Source organism: Vibrio nitrifigilis (assembly GCF_015686695.1).
Taxonomy (GTDB): domain Bacteria; phylum Pseudomonadota; class Gammaproteobacteria; order Enterobacterales; family Vibrionaceae; genus Vibrio; species Vibrio nitrifigilis.
This window is the reverse complement of record NZ_JADPMR010000004.1, coordinates 410316-428026: the sequence shown is the minus strand read 5'-3', so window position 1 is coordinate 428026 and position 17711 is coordinate 410316. Positions and strand designations below refer to the sequence as shown.

At 43.4% G+C, this 17711-nt stretch carries 17 protein-coding genes; 4 read left to right on the top strand and 13 right to left on the bottom strand.

All coding sequences use genetic code 11. The annotated features are described in order from the left end of the window. Positions 1–10: 10 nt before the first annotated feature. From nifV to nifH, 13 genes are all read right to left on the bottom strand, one after another. Positions 11–1156: a homocitrate synthase gene (nifV, locus tag I1A42_RS18170; RefSeq protein ID WP_230389652.1), complete on the bottom strand. Its 1146-nt coding sequence runs from the start codon at positions 1154–1156 to the stop codon at positions 11–13. A gap of 10 nt (positions 1157–1166) precedes the next feature. Next, on the bottom strand, positions 1167–2396 hold the full coding sequence (gene nifS, locus I1A42_RS18165; RefSeq protein WP_196124309.1) for a cysteine desulfurase NifS: 1230 nt from the start codon (positions 2394–2396) through the stop codon (positions 1167–1169). Continuing rightward, entirely contained in the window at positions 2386–3315 is a 930-nt protein-coding gene (gene nifU / locus I1A42_RS18160; protein ID WP_161154317.1) for a Fe-S cluster assembly protein NifU, read from the bottom strand. Before nifU ends, nifS begins: the two co-directional genes overlap by 11 nt. A gap of 430 nt (positions 3316–3745) precedes the next feature. Next, positions 3746–4042, bottom strand: a complete 297-nt coding sequence (gene fdxB / locus I1A42_RS25045; protein WP_161154318.1) for a ferredoxin III, nif-specific — start codon at positions 4040–4042, stop codon at positions 3746–3748. Between the two features lie 56 nt (positions 4043–4098). Next, complete coding sequence (locus I1A42_RS18150) at positions 4099–4590, bottom strand: NifB/NifX family molybdenum-iron cluster-binding protein (protein WP_161154319.1); 492 nt, start codon at positions 4588–4590, stop codon at positions 4099–4101. Continuing rightward, the gene (gene nifN / locus I1A42_RS18145; RefSeq protein ID WP_196124308.1) at positions 4587–5957 is read right to left on the bottom strand and encodes a nitrogenase iron-molybdenum cofactor biosynthesis protein NifN; all 1371 of its coding nucleotides are present in this window, start codon (positions 5955–5957) and stop codon (positions 4587–4589) included. Before nifN ends, I1A42_RS18150 begins: the two co-directional genes overlap by 4 nt. An 11-nt stretch (positions 5958–5968) precedes the next feature. Further along, positions 5969–7414, bottom strand: coding sequence for a nitrogenase iron-molybdenum cofactor biosynthesis protein NifE (nifE, locus tag I1A42_RS18140; RefSeq protein WP_196124307.1), 1446 nt, complete (start codon positions 7412–7414; stop codon positions 5969–5971). A 297-nt stretch (positions 7415–7711) separates the two neighbouring features. Continuing rightward, entirely contained in the window at positions 7712–8008 is a 297-nt protein-coding gene (locus I1A42_RS18135; RefSeq protein WP_161154322.1) for a DUF6129 family protein, read from the bottom strand. Positions 8009–8048: 40 nt separating this feature from the next. Further along, a complete protein-coding gene (locus I1A42_RS18130; protein ID WP_196124306.1) occupies positions 8049–8735 on the bottom strand; it encodes a NifB/NifX family molybdenum-iron cluster-binding protein in 687 nt (228 codons plus the stop codon). A gap of 13 nt (positions 8736–8748) precedes the next feature. After that, a complete protein-coding gene (gene nifT, locus I1A42_RS18125) occupies positions 8749–8967 on the bottom strand; it encodes a putative nitrogen fixation protein NifT (protein ID WP_196124305.1) in 219 nt (72 codons plus the stop codon). A 166-nt stretch (positions 8968–9133) separates the two neighbouring features. Next, positions 9134–10705, bottom strand: coding sequence for a nitrogenase molybdenum-iron protein subunit beta (gene nifK, locus I1A42_RS18120; RefSeq protein ID WP_161154325.1), 1572 nt, complete (start codon positions 10703–10705; stop codon positions 9134–9136). Positions 10706–10778: 73 nt separating this feature from the next. Then, positions 10779–12257, bottom strand: coding sequence for a nitrogenase molybdenum-iron protein alpha chain (gene nifD, locus I1A42_RS18115; protein WP_161154326.1), 1479 nt, complete (start codon positions 12255–12257; stop codon positions 10779–10781). A 44-nt stretch (positions 12258–12301) separates the two neighbouring features. Next, positions 12302–13180 (bottom strand): nitrogenase iron protein, encoded by an 879-nt coding sequence (nifH, locus tag I1A42_RS18110; RefSeq protein ID WP_161154327.1) that lies wholly within the window; start codon positions 13178–13180, stop codon positions 12302–12304. A gap of 314 nt (positions 13181–13494) precedes the next feature. Between nifH and I1A42_RS18105 the strand changes: the two genes are divergently transcribed. From I1A42_RS18105 to I1A42_RS18090, 4 genes are all read left to right on the top strand, one after another. Continuing rightward, the gene (locus I1A42_RS18105; protein WP_196124304.1) at positions 13495–14439 is read left to right on the top strand and encodes an AEC family transporter; all 945 of its coding nucleotides are present in this window, start codon (positions 13495–13497) and stop codon (positions 14437–14439) included. Between the two features lie 465 nt (positions 14440–14904). Beyond that, positions 14905–15741 carry a hypothetical protein gene (locus I1A42_RS18100; RefSeq protein WP_161154328.1) on the top strand — a complete coding sequence of 279 codons (837 nt, stop codon included), beginning with the start codon at positions 14905–14907 and terminating at the stop codon, positions 15739–15741. A gap of 12 nt (positions 15742–15753) precedes the next feature. Then, positions 15754–16503 carry an oligogalacturonate-specific porin KdgM family protein gene (locus I1A42_RS18095; RefSeq protein WP_196124303.1) on the top strand — a complete coding sequence of 250 codons (750 nt, stop codon included), beginning with the start codon at positions 15754–15756 and terminating at the stop codon, positions 16501–16503. A 109-nt stretch (positions 16504–16612) separates the two neighbouring features. Next, positions 16613–17701: a pectinesterase family protein gene (locus I1A42_RS18090; RefSeq protein ID WP_196124302.1), complete on the top strand. Its 1089-nt coding sequence runs from the start codon at positions 16613–16615 to the stop codon at positions 17699–17701. Positions 17702–17711: the final 10 nt, after the last annotated feature.

The window sequence follows — 17711 nt, the reverse complement described above, 5'->3', positions numbered from 1 at the left end:
CTTTCCCTTTTTATGCTGACACCATCACATGCATGGCTATCCCTAATAAATCATCATTGGTAGGCACACACTTTTCTTTTTCAGACCAATGACGCAGTTCATCGCGCAGTGCTTCGCATTGGCCTTGCGATAGAATCACCCCAAGACGACGATAAACTTCACTGATCGCTTTAATACCCGAGTGTTTACCCAACACCAAATGATGATGACGACCGATTAATGTAGGCGAAAAGCCTTGATAAGTATTGATGTCTTTAAGTAAGCCATCGACGTGTACGCCCGATTCATGAGTGAACACAATATCGCCGGTAATCGCTTTTTGTGGTGAGATTGAACGGCCTGATGCCATGTAAACATAGCGACACAAATTGGGAAGTTGAGTTAAATCGATATCAGTGTGAGACTGATCTAATACGTTGACTGCAACCGCCACTTCTTCCAATGCTGCATTACCCGCACGTTCACCTAAGCCGTTAATGGTCGTGTTAATCGACGTTGCGCCAGCTTGGATTGCCGCTAATGTGTTTGCCGTAGCAAGACCCAAGTCATTGTGTGCGTGCATCTCAATATCAAGCGGAGTACTGGTGCGTAACTGCACAATACGCTGGAAAGTAGTAAACGGATCGAGTATTCCGTTAGTATCAGCGAAACGTAACCGTTGCGCCCCAGCGGCTTCCGCCACTTCCGCCACTCGTAGTAAAAACTCTGGATCAGCACGTGACGCATCTTCCATCCCAACACAGACATTAAATCCGCGCGAGATTGCCATTTGAATCACATGTGTACAGCGCTTAAATAGCCGTTCTGGAGAGATGTTGAGCTTACTTTTTAACTGCACGCTCGATACAGGAATAGATAAATCAAGCCAATCCAAACCGAGCCCCGTCGCCAGTTCAACATCTTCCGGTAGCATCCGACACCAAGCCATGGTTTGTGCGCGAGAAAGTGACTGAGAAATGGCCCGTATTGTGTCTCGCTCAGCGGGGCCCATTGCTGGAATCCCCACTTCGAGTTCGTTGACACCTGCATCTTCTAACAATAGAGCAATATGAACTTTTTCTTCAGTCGTAAACGCGACCCCTGGACTTTGTTCGCCATCCCGCAAAGTGGTGTCGTTAATCACCACTTTGCTAGGAATATTCATTCCATAGGCCATCGCAACCTCCCTAGGCGTACACCGGAGCAAACGCGTCAACGTTACCTTTGTTGGTCGTATTGTCCCAGTAAGGAGAAAGCTCTCTTAAACGTTCCACAATCGGTGGTAGTTTTTCGAGCACGTAATCAATGTCTTCTTCAGTATTGAAGCGGGATAATGAGAAACGCAGCGTACCATGTGCAGCGGTAAACGGAATTTGCATCGCTTTCATGACATGAGAAGGCTCTAGAGATCCTGAAGTACAAGCCGAACCAGATGACGCCGCAATCCCTTCTTGGTTCATCATCAGAAGCAGAGCTTCACCTTCCACATATTCCACTGCTAAGTTACAAGTATTAGGTACACGATGAGCCCGATTACCTGTGACAAAACTGTTTGGAATACGCGCTAACAGGCCTTGTTCTAAACGGTCGCGAAGCATTTGTATCCGTGGCACTTCCGTTTCTAACGCGTTGAAGGCGTACTGAGCCGCAGCCCCCATTGCAATAATTGATGCTGCATTTTCGGTCCCAGCTCGGCGGCCGCGTTCTTGATGTCCACCACGAAGTAAAGGTCTAAAACGAGTACCACGACGTAAATAAAGCGCACCAACACCTTTCGGCGCATGGAATTTGTGACCAGAAATAGACATCATATCGATATGCAATGATTTAACATCCATTGGAATTTTCCCAGCCGCTTGTACCCCATCAACGTGCATTAATGCGCCATAGAATTTGGCTAAGTGAGAAACACGTTCAATCGGGAAAATCGTACCTGTTTCGTTATTCGCCCACATCATTGTCACTAAACAGACATTGCGGCTTAGCGCGGCTTCAAACGCTTTAAAGTCCAAACGCCCTTTTTTATCCACGCCAATAAAATGAATTTTGTAGCCTTTACGTTCTAAGTTTTGACACAAAGTGAGCGTGGCTGGGTGCTCTACCTGTGTGGTAATGATCTCTTTACGATCGGGATAAGCTTCAACGGCCGACATAATCGCGGTTGAGGTCGCTTCCGTCGCACATGAGGTAAATACGATTTCACTGGAGAAACGTGCACCAATAAATTGCTGTACCTGCTCACGAGCGATTTCTAATGCCTGACCCACTTTTGCGCCTAAACGGTGAATAGAAGATGGGTTGCCATAATATTGGTCTAGATAAGGAATCATTACGCCCAATACACGCGGGTCAATGCGAGTTGTCGCATTATTATCTAGATAAATAATTGGTTTTTCAGCTGCATTATTAGTGATCATAAGTCCCCTCCTTTGGGTCTGCTAGACCTTCTGTGCCACTTTCTTGAACTGGGAATACGGTGAACATTTCACCCATCACTTGGCTAATTTGATGTTCAACGTTGGCTAGAGTGAGTCCAGATAAACCACATCCAGTACAAGCCCCCACCATAGAAACAAACACGACATTGTCTTCAATATCGACTAAGTGAATATCACCGCCGTCCATTTGCACGTTTGGACGCACATCATCAATGATTTGGCTGATGAGATCCCAAACACGTTGCGCTTCTTCGCTACGTACTGGTGCAGATTGATTCCCTTCCATAGCGATCACTTCGCCATGTTGTGCTGTTGGTGCCTCACCTTGCATTTCTGCGAGGCAATCTTCCAACACCCATTCAATTTTTTCATGACAAGAAGCGCAGGCACCACCTGCTTTGGTGTAGTTGATCACTTCTTCTAATGTAGTGAGATTGTTTGCTTTAACCACACGTTTAATCGTCGCGTCATCAATCGCAAAACATTTGCAGATCAGTTCACCCTCTTCGTGGTCGTCGTCTAACTCCTCACCGCGATAATCGGCAACCGCTGCGTGCAAGGCCTCCATGCCCATAACTGAACAGTGCATTTTTTCCGGAGGTAATCCATCAAGAAAATCTGCAATGTCTTTATTGGTAACATTTAACGCGTCATTCACTGGTTTACCGATGATCATTTCTGTCAATGCCGATGAAGAAGCAATAGCGCTACCGCAGCCAAAAGTTTGAAAACCGGCATCTTCAATCACATCTGTATCTGGATTGATTTTCAGCGTCAGGCTCAGTGCATCGCCACAACTGATAGAACCGACATCGCCATGAGCATTTGCATCCTCAACCAACTTGGCATTCCTTGGATGGAAGAAATGATCTTTCACTTTCTCAGAGTAATCCCACATACCTGCTCCTTAATTATTTTATTGCCCGCCACGCGTCCAGTGCGTGTGTATGGTGTTGGTGTTTCAAGACTTTACAGGAATGTTGCAAGTTACATGGCAAGTTGTGACAACTGGCGAAGATAGTAGAAAAAATGAGACATAAGCACATGAATTGTATTGAGTTATTTTTTAACCCGGTCACAAAACAAACACAAAATAAAATCCTCAATAGGCGCAATTTGTTCGCTTTGATACAAAAATGATGACAATCGGTGTGACACAAACCCGACATAAACCGCGACATTGTGATAGTCGGCATCATTCATACCGAAAATAACCGTATTCAGTGCGCATTCTAAGTAGGAAAATGACGCCAATAACTAGAAACAGAAAGGGACAGTGCAGACTGTCCCTTAGAAGAAAAGATTGAAACTTACATTCAGTGTGAAACCTAAGCCTCTGCCGGGGCAAAACTTTGACAATTTTTCGGACAGACTTTGCTACATGATGTACAACCAATACAATCCTCAGCATTTTTGATGCTCATCACCATCATCATTTCATCTTCATCATAATAATCATCATCGTCATCATCATCGACATCTTCTTTTTCCACTAAATCAAAGACATCTCTTGAACAAACTTTATAGCAACGGCCACAACCAATACAGTTTGCTTGATCGATTTCAGAAATAAATTGGGGTTCCCATTCGTCTCCCCCCCGGGTGTAACTGACAATTTTGCTCACGGTGTTTTCCTTATTTGTTAACGTCTCTGCTTACCAGGTGATCATTTGATATCACGTCACCATTCTTCATCCATCATCTGCTCAAACCGTTCACTACTGCTCTCTTGGGTAACCGTCGTTGACTGTTCTTGCAATTTAATCGCCCGAGCCAGCCATCCACTTGGTTGACCAGATAACTCTTGTTTTAAATCCGACAATAAGTCGTGAATGGCAACTCCAGCGCTCACTTTGACTGGATGAATATGGTTATCCAACAGCTGACGAATAGCAGCAGCGCCACAGGCATTACAGTACACTGCAGCACACCCATCTAAGTCACTGATACGAATAGGCAATTTATCGTGAACGGTAGCCGATGACTCTGTATATTCAATCGCTTCTAGCACACTCCACCCCTGTGGATTAATACCATAGATCAGCATGCCTCTGGCGCTACCAAAATGTTGATCGACGTTTTGGCGACTTTCTGTCGCAAACGCAATTTTTAAATCAAATGCTTCACCTGATTGAGTGGGTTCCACATGCAATTTTCTTTCACTGATTTTCATGCGACCCCCATATTTTGTTTCACTTGGTCGGCGCTAAAGCGGTAAGCACTGACGTGTGGTTCCACATCTTCTTTCTCTGTTACCGCCATAATGTTTGCCATGGCGAACAGGCGTTCACGTATTCCTTCATAACCAAACTGGCGAATATCCATATTGCCGAAGCGATCAGAAACGGGATAACCCGCCCGTAACACTGGAATATCAGGTTCGCAAATAACAGCAGCATGGCTATTACTGATCACTATACGCAAATCATCAGCGTGATGATCCAGTTGGGCCAAATCGCCAATAATCACTTCATCACAAGGCAGCGCTTCAAGCCCTGGTTCTTGACTGGTGGTAATCACTTGGTGAATATGCCCACCCATTGCGGCAATAATTTGGGCATAACCTTTTGCTAAATCAGGTTCGAGCGCTATCGAAAAGGTTTCATGAGTCAGTACAAAATGGCTATCTAACATCGCATCTTGTACGCGTTGTCTGGCTCTCGTAATCCAGCTAGGCACTTCTTTACCACTGAGCGCAGAGAGTGTCATGATAAGCTCATCAACATCTTCTAAGCTCATCCCCATCCCAATTTCGGTATAAGCGATACCAAAGCGTTTTTCTAACCACACCGCGCTCGGTTTGAGCGAATCACCGATCACTATTGTGGCATCGCTTTCCGACATCATTTCAATCTCAAGAACTGACGTTCCTCCAATACTGGTGGGTGAAAAATCGTCATCACCTAAATGGCCATCAAGAGAGATAGAAAGATCGGGAGCAAAAATTCCCTCGATATCAAAAGCATCTAAATAACGTTTTAACGTATCAATATCTGCAGCAGTCAAACCAACGGAGCACAACACATTCACTTGCATGCGCTGTTTTGGCCTAAGTGATGGCTCTTTCACTAATTGCTTGATGACGCTATTCACTGCAAAGGCAAAACCACTTTGCATCGACCCAACAAAATCAGGGGTATGCATGGCAACGATGCGAGAGGCTTGATATTGCGGATAATCACGTTTGAACTGACTAATCACGCGAAAGATATCGGTGCCTTGTAGCTCGGTTAACCCGGTGGTCATCACCGTAATTAATTCCGGACCGTGTTTCTTACATAACGTCACTAACGCTTCGGTCAGATTGTCATCGCCGCCCATGACGGCAGACACCTGATCAATGGCTGTATTTTGTAATGGGATTGGCTCACGTAAGTGACCAATTAAAAATACTTTGGCAAACGCACTGCACCCCTGAGCGCCATGCAAAAGAGGAATCGCACCACGAAAACCAAAGCTTGCCAGAATGGCGCCGGTTGCAGGGCTAGTTCTTAATGGCTGAGTAACCAAAGGCGTATTTTGTTTGATGATTTTTGCCATGCTGCTACTCCTTATTTAATCAAATTAGAGGTGAGTTTTTTGTCGTCAGATAACGCTTTGTCGCTGCTGCGAGAAGTAGCAGATTCAATCCAGGGCGCTTTGGTATTGGCCATCTGCCAGATTGGCGCTTCTAAAGTACGGCACAACTCCAAAGCCAAACGTATCATGCCTTCGTAGCCGGCATAGGCGTGTTCACGTTCTTGGTTAATGTGCAGAAATGGCAAGCGGGCTTTTAGTGCGGTGTACATATTACGGCCGCCTGCAATCATCACGTCGGCATGGTATTGATGATAGGTATCAATCAGTAAGCGAGCCCCACCCTCATCAAGCATTTTGGCATCTTGGCCCATGATATCGATAATGCGTTTTTTATCCGATTGAGTGGATTTTTTTGTCCCTGTCGCTATACATTCCATACCGAGATCTTTCAGGGCAGAAATCACCGACCACGATTTCACGCCCCCGGTATAAAGTAACGCTCGTTTGCCTTCCAATCGCGCTTTATACGGTGCAAATGCCGCACGCACTCGGGCTTCTTCACGCTCAATCAAAGCTTCAGTTTCTTCGACCAACTTGGGATCATTGAGCAATTTAGCAAAGGTACGTAAAGCCGTAGACGTATCTTCAATGCCATAAAAGCTCCCTTCAAACCAAGGAATGCCCCATTTTTCTTCTAATCGGCGCGCCACATTGACTTGCGCCCGCGCGCAAACCACCATCGCCGCATCGGCGCGATGCATGGTTTGAATTTCATGAAATAAGGTGTCGCCAGCAAGGCAACACAGCACGCGAATGCCTAACTGTTCAAAGAGGCGCGATACATGCCAAAACTCACCAGCAATGTTGTACTCACCAATCAGCACAATATCGTGTACGTGGCGCGATGGGTCATGTTTCATCAAGGGTTTGGCTGGTGGCTCAGCCGTGCCTACCACTTTTTCCACCATCACATGGCCTGCAATTCGGTTCCCAAGGTTTTTATTACCATAAAAACCTGCCGCATCGACTGCGATAACGGGAATATGCCAACGCTCTTGTGCTACTTCGCAAATCGCCTGCACGTCATTGCCTTCTAATGCTGGTACACAGGTCATATACACAAATACTGCGGGCGGATGATATTCAGTAATCAACTGCTTAATTGCATGTAACAGGCGTTTTTCTGCCCGCCCCATGATCACGTCTTGTTCATTTAAATCGGTAGTAAAGCCATAACGAAACAAATCGCTGCCTACCGCACGCGTACCACGGTTATCCCAACTGTTTCCCGCACAGGCGATAGGACCATGGATAATATGACCAACATCAGCGATAGGTAATAGGCTGATTTGCGCGCCATCAAAGCTACAGCCACCCGCTGTCGCACCGGGTTTAGGGCGGCTACAACCGCTTTTATTCCCTTTGTTATGTTCACAAGCGGGTTCATCTTGCAGTAATTTTATTTCTGATTGTTTCATAGGCCCCTCCAACCTTTGCTCACGATCCTTCCTGATCGATGGTGTCCCCAATCATGCTAAAGACGCGTCCTTGTGTGCCTCGGTTTCAAAGGCAAGCAATTCGTAGATAACGAGTGATTGGTCTCCAAACTACACATATCTTCAGCAGTGTAAGTGGATTTACCTATGGTGCAATTTACAAACCAAAAAGATAACTATCTGAAATTTATAAATTTAAAGAGCTATATGTGCTATTTAAATCAGGATGGTAGGTAACAAGAGTGCGACAATGTCGTAAACACGACAAAAAAAAGCGCTTCACTCTTCGTGAAGCGCAATAACAAGACCAGTACAGTGGTTAACATCTTGGGTTAATGAACTGCACCCACTCAGTGAATGAGAGACCAGGTGCAAATCAAATTGGTCATAACTATGAAATGGTTCATGACATCCCGTATCATCTTCTGAGCACACCGTAAAACGTAATTGAGGATATTGCTGCTGGATCAAGGCTAACCAATCAACTTGACGATTAACCACTTCATCCAACTTAGTACCAATATCTCCCAATTGCGTTTCATCTAACAGTGCTCGATTGGTTGAATTCGTTTCCATACATATTCACCTATGAGCGATTTAAATGATCGTGCACACCTCACGCGACATCGGCATCCACTAAATTTTTGGGGTGATAGATCCCCATGCATTTTTGCAACCAAGGTGGTGGTGATTGACGAATCACCGTCGATAGTTCGGTGAGTGCATCATCTGCCGATTGTGGCACCGCTCGTTTAATCGGATGAATATTGGCACGAGTGACGCGTGCAGCAGCAGGGCCACCGATTGAAAGAGTGAATAAAATTTGGCAGTCTTTAATTTTACTTAGTAAAAACAATGCTCTATCTTCACCTTTTAACCCAGCATCAATAGGGCGAACATCGACCAATTGATATGCAAAGTCGTTGACTTCATAAATCAGCACGCGCATACATGAGCCATAATGGCCATTGATCATTTCCCCTTGATTCGAGGTAAGCGCCACACGTAACTTAGGCCCAGCCAAAGGTTGGGTCACCTTAACGGTTGGAACTCCAACTTGACTCAACGATGGATCGGTTAACGTATTTAACGCACTAGTAATGTCTTTTCGACTAGCATCACTACCTAATGAATTGATCATGAGATGAAACGCCTGTGCTGACAATCCCATCAGTTTTTCTTCGCTAAGCGGTTCGCCAAGATGTTGAATAAGTAAACCAAGTAATGAGCGAACATTAACATTAGGTAGTGACTTCACGGCCATTGCGACTCGCAATGCCGCTTGTTCAGTGAGTGTGTCCATACTCTTCTCCCTATTATGCTGCTTGTAAACGTTTTGCCCTGACAGAGATGGGAAGTTTGGGCTTGGGAATGGGATCGATATGATAAATGGCACCGCTGGAGAGGTGAATTTGCCCACCCCACTTCATTTCATCATCAAATTCCAACTCAGTGATGTTTACTTCTAAATCTTTTTTGGCAATGTAAAGGCATAGATCGCCTTCTTCATTGTATTGAATCATGACATTCGCCATCGCGTTCCCTTCCTTGTGATCAATTCCGTTGCAACGTTATTTCGCAGCAATATAGGCCGGACTACACCGGCCCTTAGATATAACGAATAAAATGTACCGGATGAACTTGCCGCTAACGGCAAGTTCTTGGGTTAACCCCATTACTGGGGCTAACCCATGGTTGAAATTAACGAACCAAGTCGAAACCAAGGTCAGTTTTGTTCATTTCAATCGTTTCACGGTCTAATTTTTCCAGAACTTCGTTAACGATAGTGGTCAACATATACATCGCACCTTCATAACCTAATGTGGTGTAACGGTGTAGGTGGTGACGGTCAAAGATTGGGAAGCCGATACGAACTAATGGCACTTCGAATTCGTCTCCTTTTGCTTTGGTATCACGTTGGATGAATTTACCGTAAGAGTTACCGATCAGTAGATCTGGTTTATCAGTGAACATTAATGAACGTAAATGCCACAAGTCCTTACCCATATACACAGTTGCATTTTCACCATAAGGGGTTTCTTTTAACTGTGCTTCGAGCTGTTTGCGCCAACGTTTTGCGCCGTTGTTACACAAGACATGTTTAATTTCACAACCAAGTTCAGTCAAAAACTTACACATACCCAATAAGTAATCTGGGTCACCAAATAGTGACACTGTCACTCCATGTAACCAAGTATGCGAGTCAGTCATCATATCGACTAAACGGCCACGCTCTTTGGTTAATGACTCAGGGATGGCTTTACCAGTCAGTTCTGACACTTTCATTAGAAAGTTATCAGTCCATTCAAGTCCCATTGGAATATCAATTTTTGGTGTATCTTGCTTCCAAGTGTTATCAATGAATTTTTTGGTTTTCACTAACTGAGTCGGTTGTAGCAGCAAAGTCGCTTTCGCTTTTGGTGCTTCACGGACTTTATCGTAAGAGGTACCACCAGAATATAAGCGGAATTCACCATCAGCAGGAGTATCCAATACTTCAGAAGGATCACACAGATAGTTATATTCCACGCCCATTTCATCTAACATGCGTTGAATAACGCGATAGTTACCAAGGTAAGTTTCGAATCCGGGTACGATATTAATTTTATCGGTAGTACCTGGGTTATATTCGCCGCTTGGATCAAGGGTGACATAACGCAAGATACCTTCAAACATATTGTCCCAGCCAGTCACATGACTTCCCACAAAGCTTGGTGTATGCGCACTTGGTGTTATCAATTCTTGAGGAACATGGCCGTCTTTTTTCGCGTTATTGATAAACGCATTCAAGTCGTCACCGATAACCTCTGCCATACAAGTCGTCGATACCGCAATCGCTTCGGGCTTGTACAATGCATACGCATTTTCCAAACCTTCACTCATATTTTTCTGACCACCAAATACCGCTGCATCTTCTGTCATAGAGTCAGAAACACAAGCGACAGGCTCTTTGAAATGACGGTTAAAATACGTACGGAAATAAGCAACACATCCTTGAGAGCCGTGTACATACGGTAAGGTTTTTTCAAAACCAAGCGCACATAATACTGAACCTAGAGGCTGACATGCTTTCGCCGGGTCAATCGTAATATGTTTACGATTGAAGTTAAGTTCTTGATATTCTTCGGTGGTCGTCCACTCGAAGACCTCTTTTACCTTGGCGGCATCAGGCGCTTTTTCAAATGCTTCGCGTTTTCCTTCCATGAGTGTTTGATACTCATCTTGTTGGAATAACTGATAGCCCGCTTTAATATCATCTACATTTTGAGTCATTAGTTTTCTCCTACCGTGCCACTAATCTGTGAACACCGGCTCGGTTATCTTCGGAAATCCTTTCCAATCGCGATTATGCTGATTTAGCCATTGGTTCATTATCAGATGCTGCCGAATTATCCAGCCATGGAGCTTTTATGTTGCTCCAGCATGGGTTGTTAATCGTCATGTCCATGTCGCGGGCAAAAATGGCAAAGCCATCAACACCGTGGTATGGGCCAGAGTAGTCCCAACTGTGCATTTGACGGAATGGGTAACCCATTTTGTGGAAAACGTATTTTTCTTTCACACCAGAACCAATCAAATCAGGTTGTAGTGCTTTAACGAATTCTTCCAATTCATAGGTTGCGGCATCATCAAATAACAAAGTGGCATCTTTGATCATTGGGGTGGTTTTTTGGTAGTCATCATTGTGAGCAAATTCATAACCAGCACCCACAATATCCATACCTAGATCTTCGTACGCACCAATCACGTGACGAGGACGTAAGCCACCAACGTACAACATGACCTTTTTGTTTTCTAAACGAGGACGATATTTAGCAATCACGGCATCCCATTGTTCGCTATAACGAGCAATGACTTCTTCGGTTTGTTTTTGAATTTTTTCATCAAAATAAGATGCGATTTTGCGCATAGATTCCATGATCTTCGTTGGGCCAAATAAGTTATATTCCACCCATGGAATCCCATGTTTTTCTTCCATGTAACGCACGATATAGTTCATTGAACGATAGCAGTGAACTAGGTTCAATTTCACTTTTGGTGTGTGTTCCATTTCAGGCAATGTGCCGTCACCAGACCATTGTGCAACAACGCGTAAACCCATATCTTCTAAGATAATGCGTGAAGACCAAGCGTCACCACCGATGTTGTAGTCACCAATAATGGCAACATCGTAATCTGTGGTTTCAAACTCTTTTTCATCGGCATCATTGAGCACGTAGTCGCGAATAGTATCGTTGGCAATATGGTGACCTAGAGATTGAGATACGCCACGGAAACCTTCACAACGTACAGGCACGATTTTCTTACCAATCGCTGCACTTTGTGTTTTTGCTACGGCTTCGATATCGTCCCCAATCAAACCAACTGGACATTCAGACTGAACTGATAGGCCTTTTGAAAGAGGGAACAATTGTTCAATTTCTTCAATAGCACCAGCCAGTTTTTTATCACCACCAAACACGATATCGCGTTCTTGGAAATCGGTAGTGAAGTCCATAGTACAAAAGCTATCAACACCTGTTGTGCCTTTGTAATAGTTACGACGTCCAGCACGAGAGTATTGACCACAACCAATAGGGCCATGAGAAATGTGAATCATATCTTTCACAGGTCCCCATACCACCCCTTTTGAACCCGCATAAGCACAACCACGGATGGTCATTGTGCCTGGGGTTGCTTTACGGTTGGAGCTGATACATTTACTACTGTCTTGGCTCTCATCATTAACGACGATGTGTTTGGCGCGTTCTTCACGCGCCACGTCTGGATAGACTTCTAACACCTCATCGACCAAAGCCTGCATTTGCTCTTTATTCATATCCATAGTGAAATCCTTGTATACCTTAGAGTGACAATGAAGCGCTTAACTTATGCGACAGCTTCGTCAGCTTTCTTACCAATGATGGACTCGTCTTCTTCATCGATGATGCCGAATTCCATTAGCAGTTCTTCAAGTTCGTCCATAGTGACGGGTTTAGGCACAACAAAGAGTTTGTTATCAATGACTTTTTGCGCAAGAGTGCGGTATTCGTCAGCTTGTTTACATTTGGTATCGTATTCAATAACAGTCATACGACGAATTTCGGCACGTTGTACAATGTTGTCACGTGGAACAAAGTGAATCATTTGAGTACCGATTCGGCCTGCTAATGCTTCAATCAATTCATCTTCACGGTCAGTATTACGAGAGTTACAGATCAAACCAGCAAGACGCACACTACCGGTTGCTGCATATTTACAAATACCTTTAGAAATGTTGTTCGCGGCGTACATCGCCATCATTTCACCAGATACCACGATGTAAATTTCTTGGGCTTTGTTTTCGCGAATTGGCATTGCGAAACCACCACACACAACGTCACCTAGTACGTCATAAAATACGAAGTCAAGGTCGTCTTCATACGCGCCTTCTTCTTCTAGGAAGTTGATCGCTGTAATAACACCACGACCTGCACAACCGACACCTGGCTCTGGACCGCCTGATTCAACGCAACGCACATCACCAAAACCAATTTTCAATACATCTTCAAGTTCGATATCTTCAACAGTACCGGCTTGAGCTGCCATTTCCATGATGGTGTTTTGTGCTTTAGAGTGCAGAATCAAACGAGTAGAGTCCGCTTTTGGGTCACATCCTATGATCATGACTTTTTTGCCGAGCTCGGCGAGGGCTGCAACAAGGTTTTGTGTTGTGGTTGATTTACCGATACCACCTTTACCGTAAATTGCACATTGACGAATTGCCATGGGGTCTATCTCCTTAATTATTAAGACTCAGGAGGTATAGAGCGAAAATTGTACCAACTATAAAAAACCATAAAATTCAATTACTTATAAAACATTAATCCCATTTATGTTGTTGGTATGCATAACAATGTTCGTTTTGTAACAAGCTTTGTTTGTCTGCTTATTGGTAGGGAATAAATCCATTTATCTTAGGTTGGGAATAACAATTGATGGGCGTATACTGTCTAACAAACAAGCACTTACAAACTAATTATTTTGTCGGTTATCTTTTTTGCCTGATTAACCATCTTACATTCACATAATAAGGACTCATTATGCTGACTGTCTTTTCTGTCATCCTGCCCATCTTTCTGGTTATTTTGGTGGGCTATGTGAGTGCTAAGCTCAAATTATTGTCGCAGCAGGCTTTGTCTGAAATGGGACGTTATGTCATCTATATTGCTCTGCCTGCAGTGATCATCAAAACGGTGTTGAGTATTGATATACAAGCGATGCTCAACGTGCGCTATCTTGCCGCTTATTTATGCAGCTCTTTGGTTGTAACGGCGTTAGGCTGGCTTTTCTATATTCGTGTGATGAAATTAAACAAGCTCGACAGTGCGGTTTCAATTACGGGCATGGTTGTACCAAACAGTTCATTCATTGGCTATCCCGTTATCTTACAATTAATTGATAACCCACCCGTCAATGCTTTTGCCATGGCTCTTTTAGTCGAAAACTTATGTATTGTTCCACTCTGCTTTATTTTAATGGACTACGGTGCACTTGAGTCACAACAGGCGTTAAATGGTAAATTGAAATCACTGCTCAAACGCATCATCAAAAACCCACTATTGATTTCAATTGTCATTGGTGTCGTTGGTAACCTACTCCATATACAAGTTCCTGCAGCAATAGACTCAACGTTAGGGATCCTTGCCCCATCGGCAGTTGCAGTCGCTCTTTTTGTCATCGGTGGCTCATTAGCGGGCATTGAACTACGCCATACTAACCGCACTCAATTAACCGCCGTCACCGTTGGTAAACTCTTTATTCATCCTTTAATGACGGCGTTTATGCTGTGGCTATGGTTACCCGCCACATACGATTTGAAGTTGGCGTTAGTCATTATTACCTCGATGCCAATGTTTAGTGTTTATTCTGTAATTGGCGATATTTACGGTAAACAATCCTTTTGTACGACCGCACAATTGGCCACTAACGCACTATCCATCTTAACGATTCCTATTATGGTCGCGTTTGCTCAAAATGTGCTGTAGATATGTCTTTTCTCCCATGCTAACTCTCTGAATATGCGGATAACTTTAGGATGTTAATAGGCTCACACTTATGACGTTGACGTTACTTTACAAACAGACTCTTTTTCAATCATTGTGTGAGATAGATTCACTATTTTTATACATCAGAACACATAATATATCCCACATCACACTCTCCTATAAAACCTGTTGTTTTTCATTCAGACAAACTCTAGATTACAAATAAAACAAAACAACGTTTCATTATAATATTGTTATTATTTCATTAATTGAATTTTTTATTCATGACGGGAAATAGAATTAGTAACCTACCGTTACTCAGGGAATTAAATTCCTGCGGGACTCTATTACCTTAAATATTTTCACTTAAAAGTAATAACCAAAGATGATCGCCATCATCTTAATGGATTTTATGCTCAGAATTTATTTCTGTGCGATTTTATAAAATATTTAATCGGTGATTATATGAATATAAAACCTCTATACCTTACAAGTTTAGGTCTGCTCATGATCAATCAGGCCTACGCTGCGATGGACGTCGACGACACTGTAAAAGGTAAAACCTATTTGCAGTACGAACACAACTATCAAACTGAAAATCGTCGCCATGGTGACTCAATCAAATTGGTCCATAAAACGCCAGAGAACTGGGGCTTTGAGGTGAAGTTTGGTATTTACCCCCGCGACTCTGATTATGCTTACGAAAACTACTACGGTGGTAGTGCTGGGTTTGTTTTATCTAAGAGCTATATCCTTGATAAAAAAAGTTACCTATCCCCTCAATTTGAAATAGATTTCCAAAGTGATAGCTTACAATACCTAGCTGGCGCTACACTTTATCGCAAACTCAGTACCAACTGGGGTGGCTATGTCCGTTACCGCTATCAATTTCGAGACTACGCAAGTACCGACAGCTACAAAACTCGCGATATGTACATTAATGGCGATTCAAGCCAAGGAACCGAATCGGTCAGTTACCTTTCAAAAGGGAATATAGGAACCCACCGTTTCGAAACAGGTATCGATTATCGTGGCGTCGAAAATTGGCGTTTCCAATACATTCTTTTATATGACTACTCAAAATATACGAATAGTCCCCAATCTTGTGACAGTTATAGTTGCACGCCACTTAAATATTACGCGTTTAATAATAAACATGGCTACTTATATAACGAATTTAAAGTGCAATACACAGGATTTAAATCAGTTATTCCCTATATGGAAATTGATCAAAAAGCAGTATCAAGTTCAACATCACAAGAACAAGCGTGCTTAAAAGCTGGATTCAACTGGTATTTTTAGTAGGAGTTTAATATGAAATCATATTTATTATGGCTACCAGTTACCGCTGTAGCTTTATTACCAATCACATCTATGGCCGATACGAGTTATATCTCTTTTGAACACAACTATCGACTTGAGAATCGTTTCCATAGTGACAAATTATCTCTAACGTATAAATTTGATAGCGGTCTGCGTTTTCAAATAGCGGCTAATTTAATTAATAAAAAGCGCGATAGCTTTGATGATCCTACCAACTATAGCGAATATTTTGATACCAGTTATCAATATGCTATTAACGAGCAATTATCAATCATCCCAAGTATTCGTATGAAATTCTATACGGGAGCCGGCGATGATTATGACTTTAGCGGTGAAATTGGCGATTCAGGAGATACGGGCGCGCGTTATATCCCTGGCGTTGCAGTCCGGTATGCCATCAACGATGAGTTAGCGTTCTTTACTGGCTATCAATATGAATGGCGTAAATTTACGCACAAAAAGGACGCGACATCAGAACCAAACCAGCATCGTAATGTATATAAAATCGGGGCAAGCTACCAATTAAGCGAAGCAATGATGTTGACCTACACTGCTCAGTATCAGGATTCTGACTATACGTTATATGACAACAAGCGCTCCAATTATGAACAAGGCGCTTTATTGTCCTACCGCGTCAATCGCGATTGGCAGCCTTACTTAGGTGTTGATGATGTCGCCTTGGCGACCGATAGCGATCACCGAGAAGCGAAGTTAACCGCTGGTTTTAATTTTTATTTTTAATTCAGCATCTTATTTACGACTTGTCGGGTTTTGTTACTAAACCGACAAAACCCGTTATTACGTTAGGTACCTAGCTCTTGTCAGGGATAGGTATACCGTGAGGCATACAATGAAAATTCAAATGACCGCAGCATTGCTCTGCGCTTTATCAAGTACCTTTGCTTTTGCTGCTCCAGCTCAATTCGATGCGCTAGTCACCCCTACCCCCAACGGTGAACATCAATTCAGCAAAATAACTCAAGCACTGCAAGCCGCTAAAAACAGCAACAAAGAAAACTATGTGATTTATATAAAAAACGGGGTGTACAACGAAAAGTTTGATGTCAATGTCGATCACGTCACGCTAGAAGGCGAAAGCGAAGATAAAACGATTGTTCAATATGACGCAGCATCAGGAATGACCAACCCACAAGGCCAACATTGGGGTACATCAAAAAGTTTTGTTATTCGCATCAAAGCCAATGATGTGACATTAAAAAATCTTACGGTAAAAAATAGCTTTGATTACCCGGCGAACGATGTCAAAACGAAAGATGATCCTACTCGCATCAACTCTTCACAAGCGGTGGCATTATCGGTTGGCAATGGCGCGGAAAGAGCCAAAATTCTTAATGTCACTCTGGATGGCTACCAAGACACTTTGTTGGTGCGTCACGACAGTACCAGTTATTTCAATCACTGTACGGTAAAAGGAAACGTGGATTTTATCTTTGGCGGTGGTGTCGCCGTTTTCGATCAATGTAACATTGTGGCTCGCGCCAGAACACGTCCAATGACAACAATGGGCTTCATTACCGCGCCAAGTACGGACATCAACCAACCGTATGGGTTGGTGTTTATTAATAGCCGCATTACCAAAGAGGCCAATGTTCCTGCCGATAGCTTTGGGTTAGGACGACCTTGGCATCCATCCAGAACCTTTGCCGACGGACGCTATGCCGATCCAAACGCCAAAGGTTCAACCATTTACTACCACTGCTATCTTGATGATCACCTATATGGCTGGGATAAGATGTCGGGCTGGGATAAAGACAAACAACGTATTTGGTTTAATCCCGATACGGATGCCCGTTTTTATGAATACGGCAGTACAGGCCCAGCAGCAAATAAAGCAGGTAAACAGCATATCTTAAGTGACAAAGCCGCCAAACAACTTACCATTGAGCATGTTCTTGGTGGCACTTGGTATCATTCATAACGGAATCAAT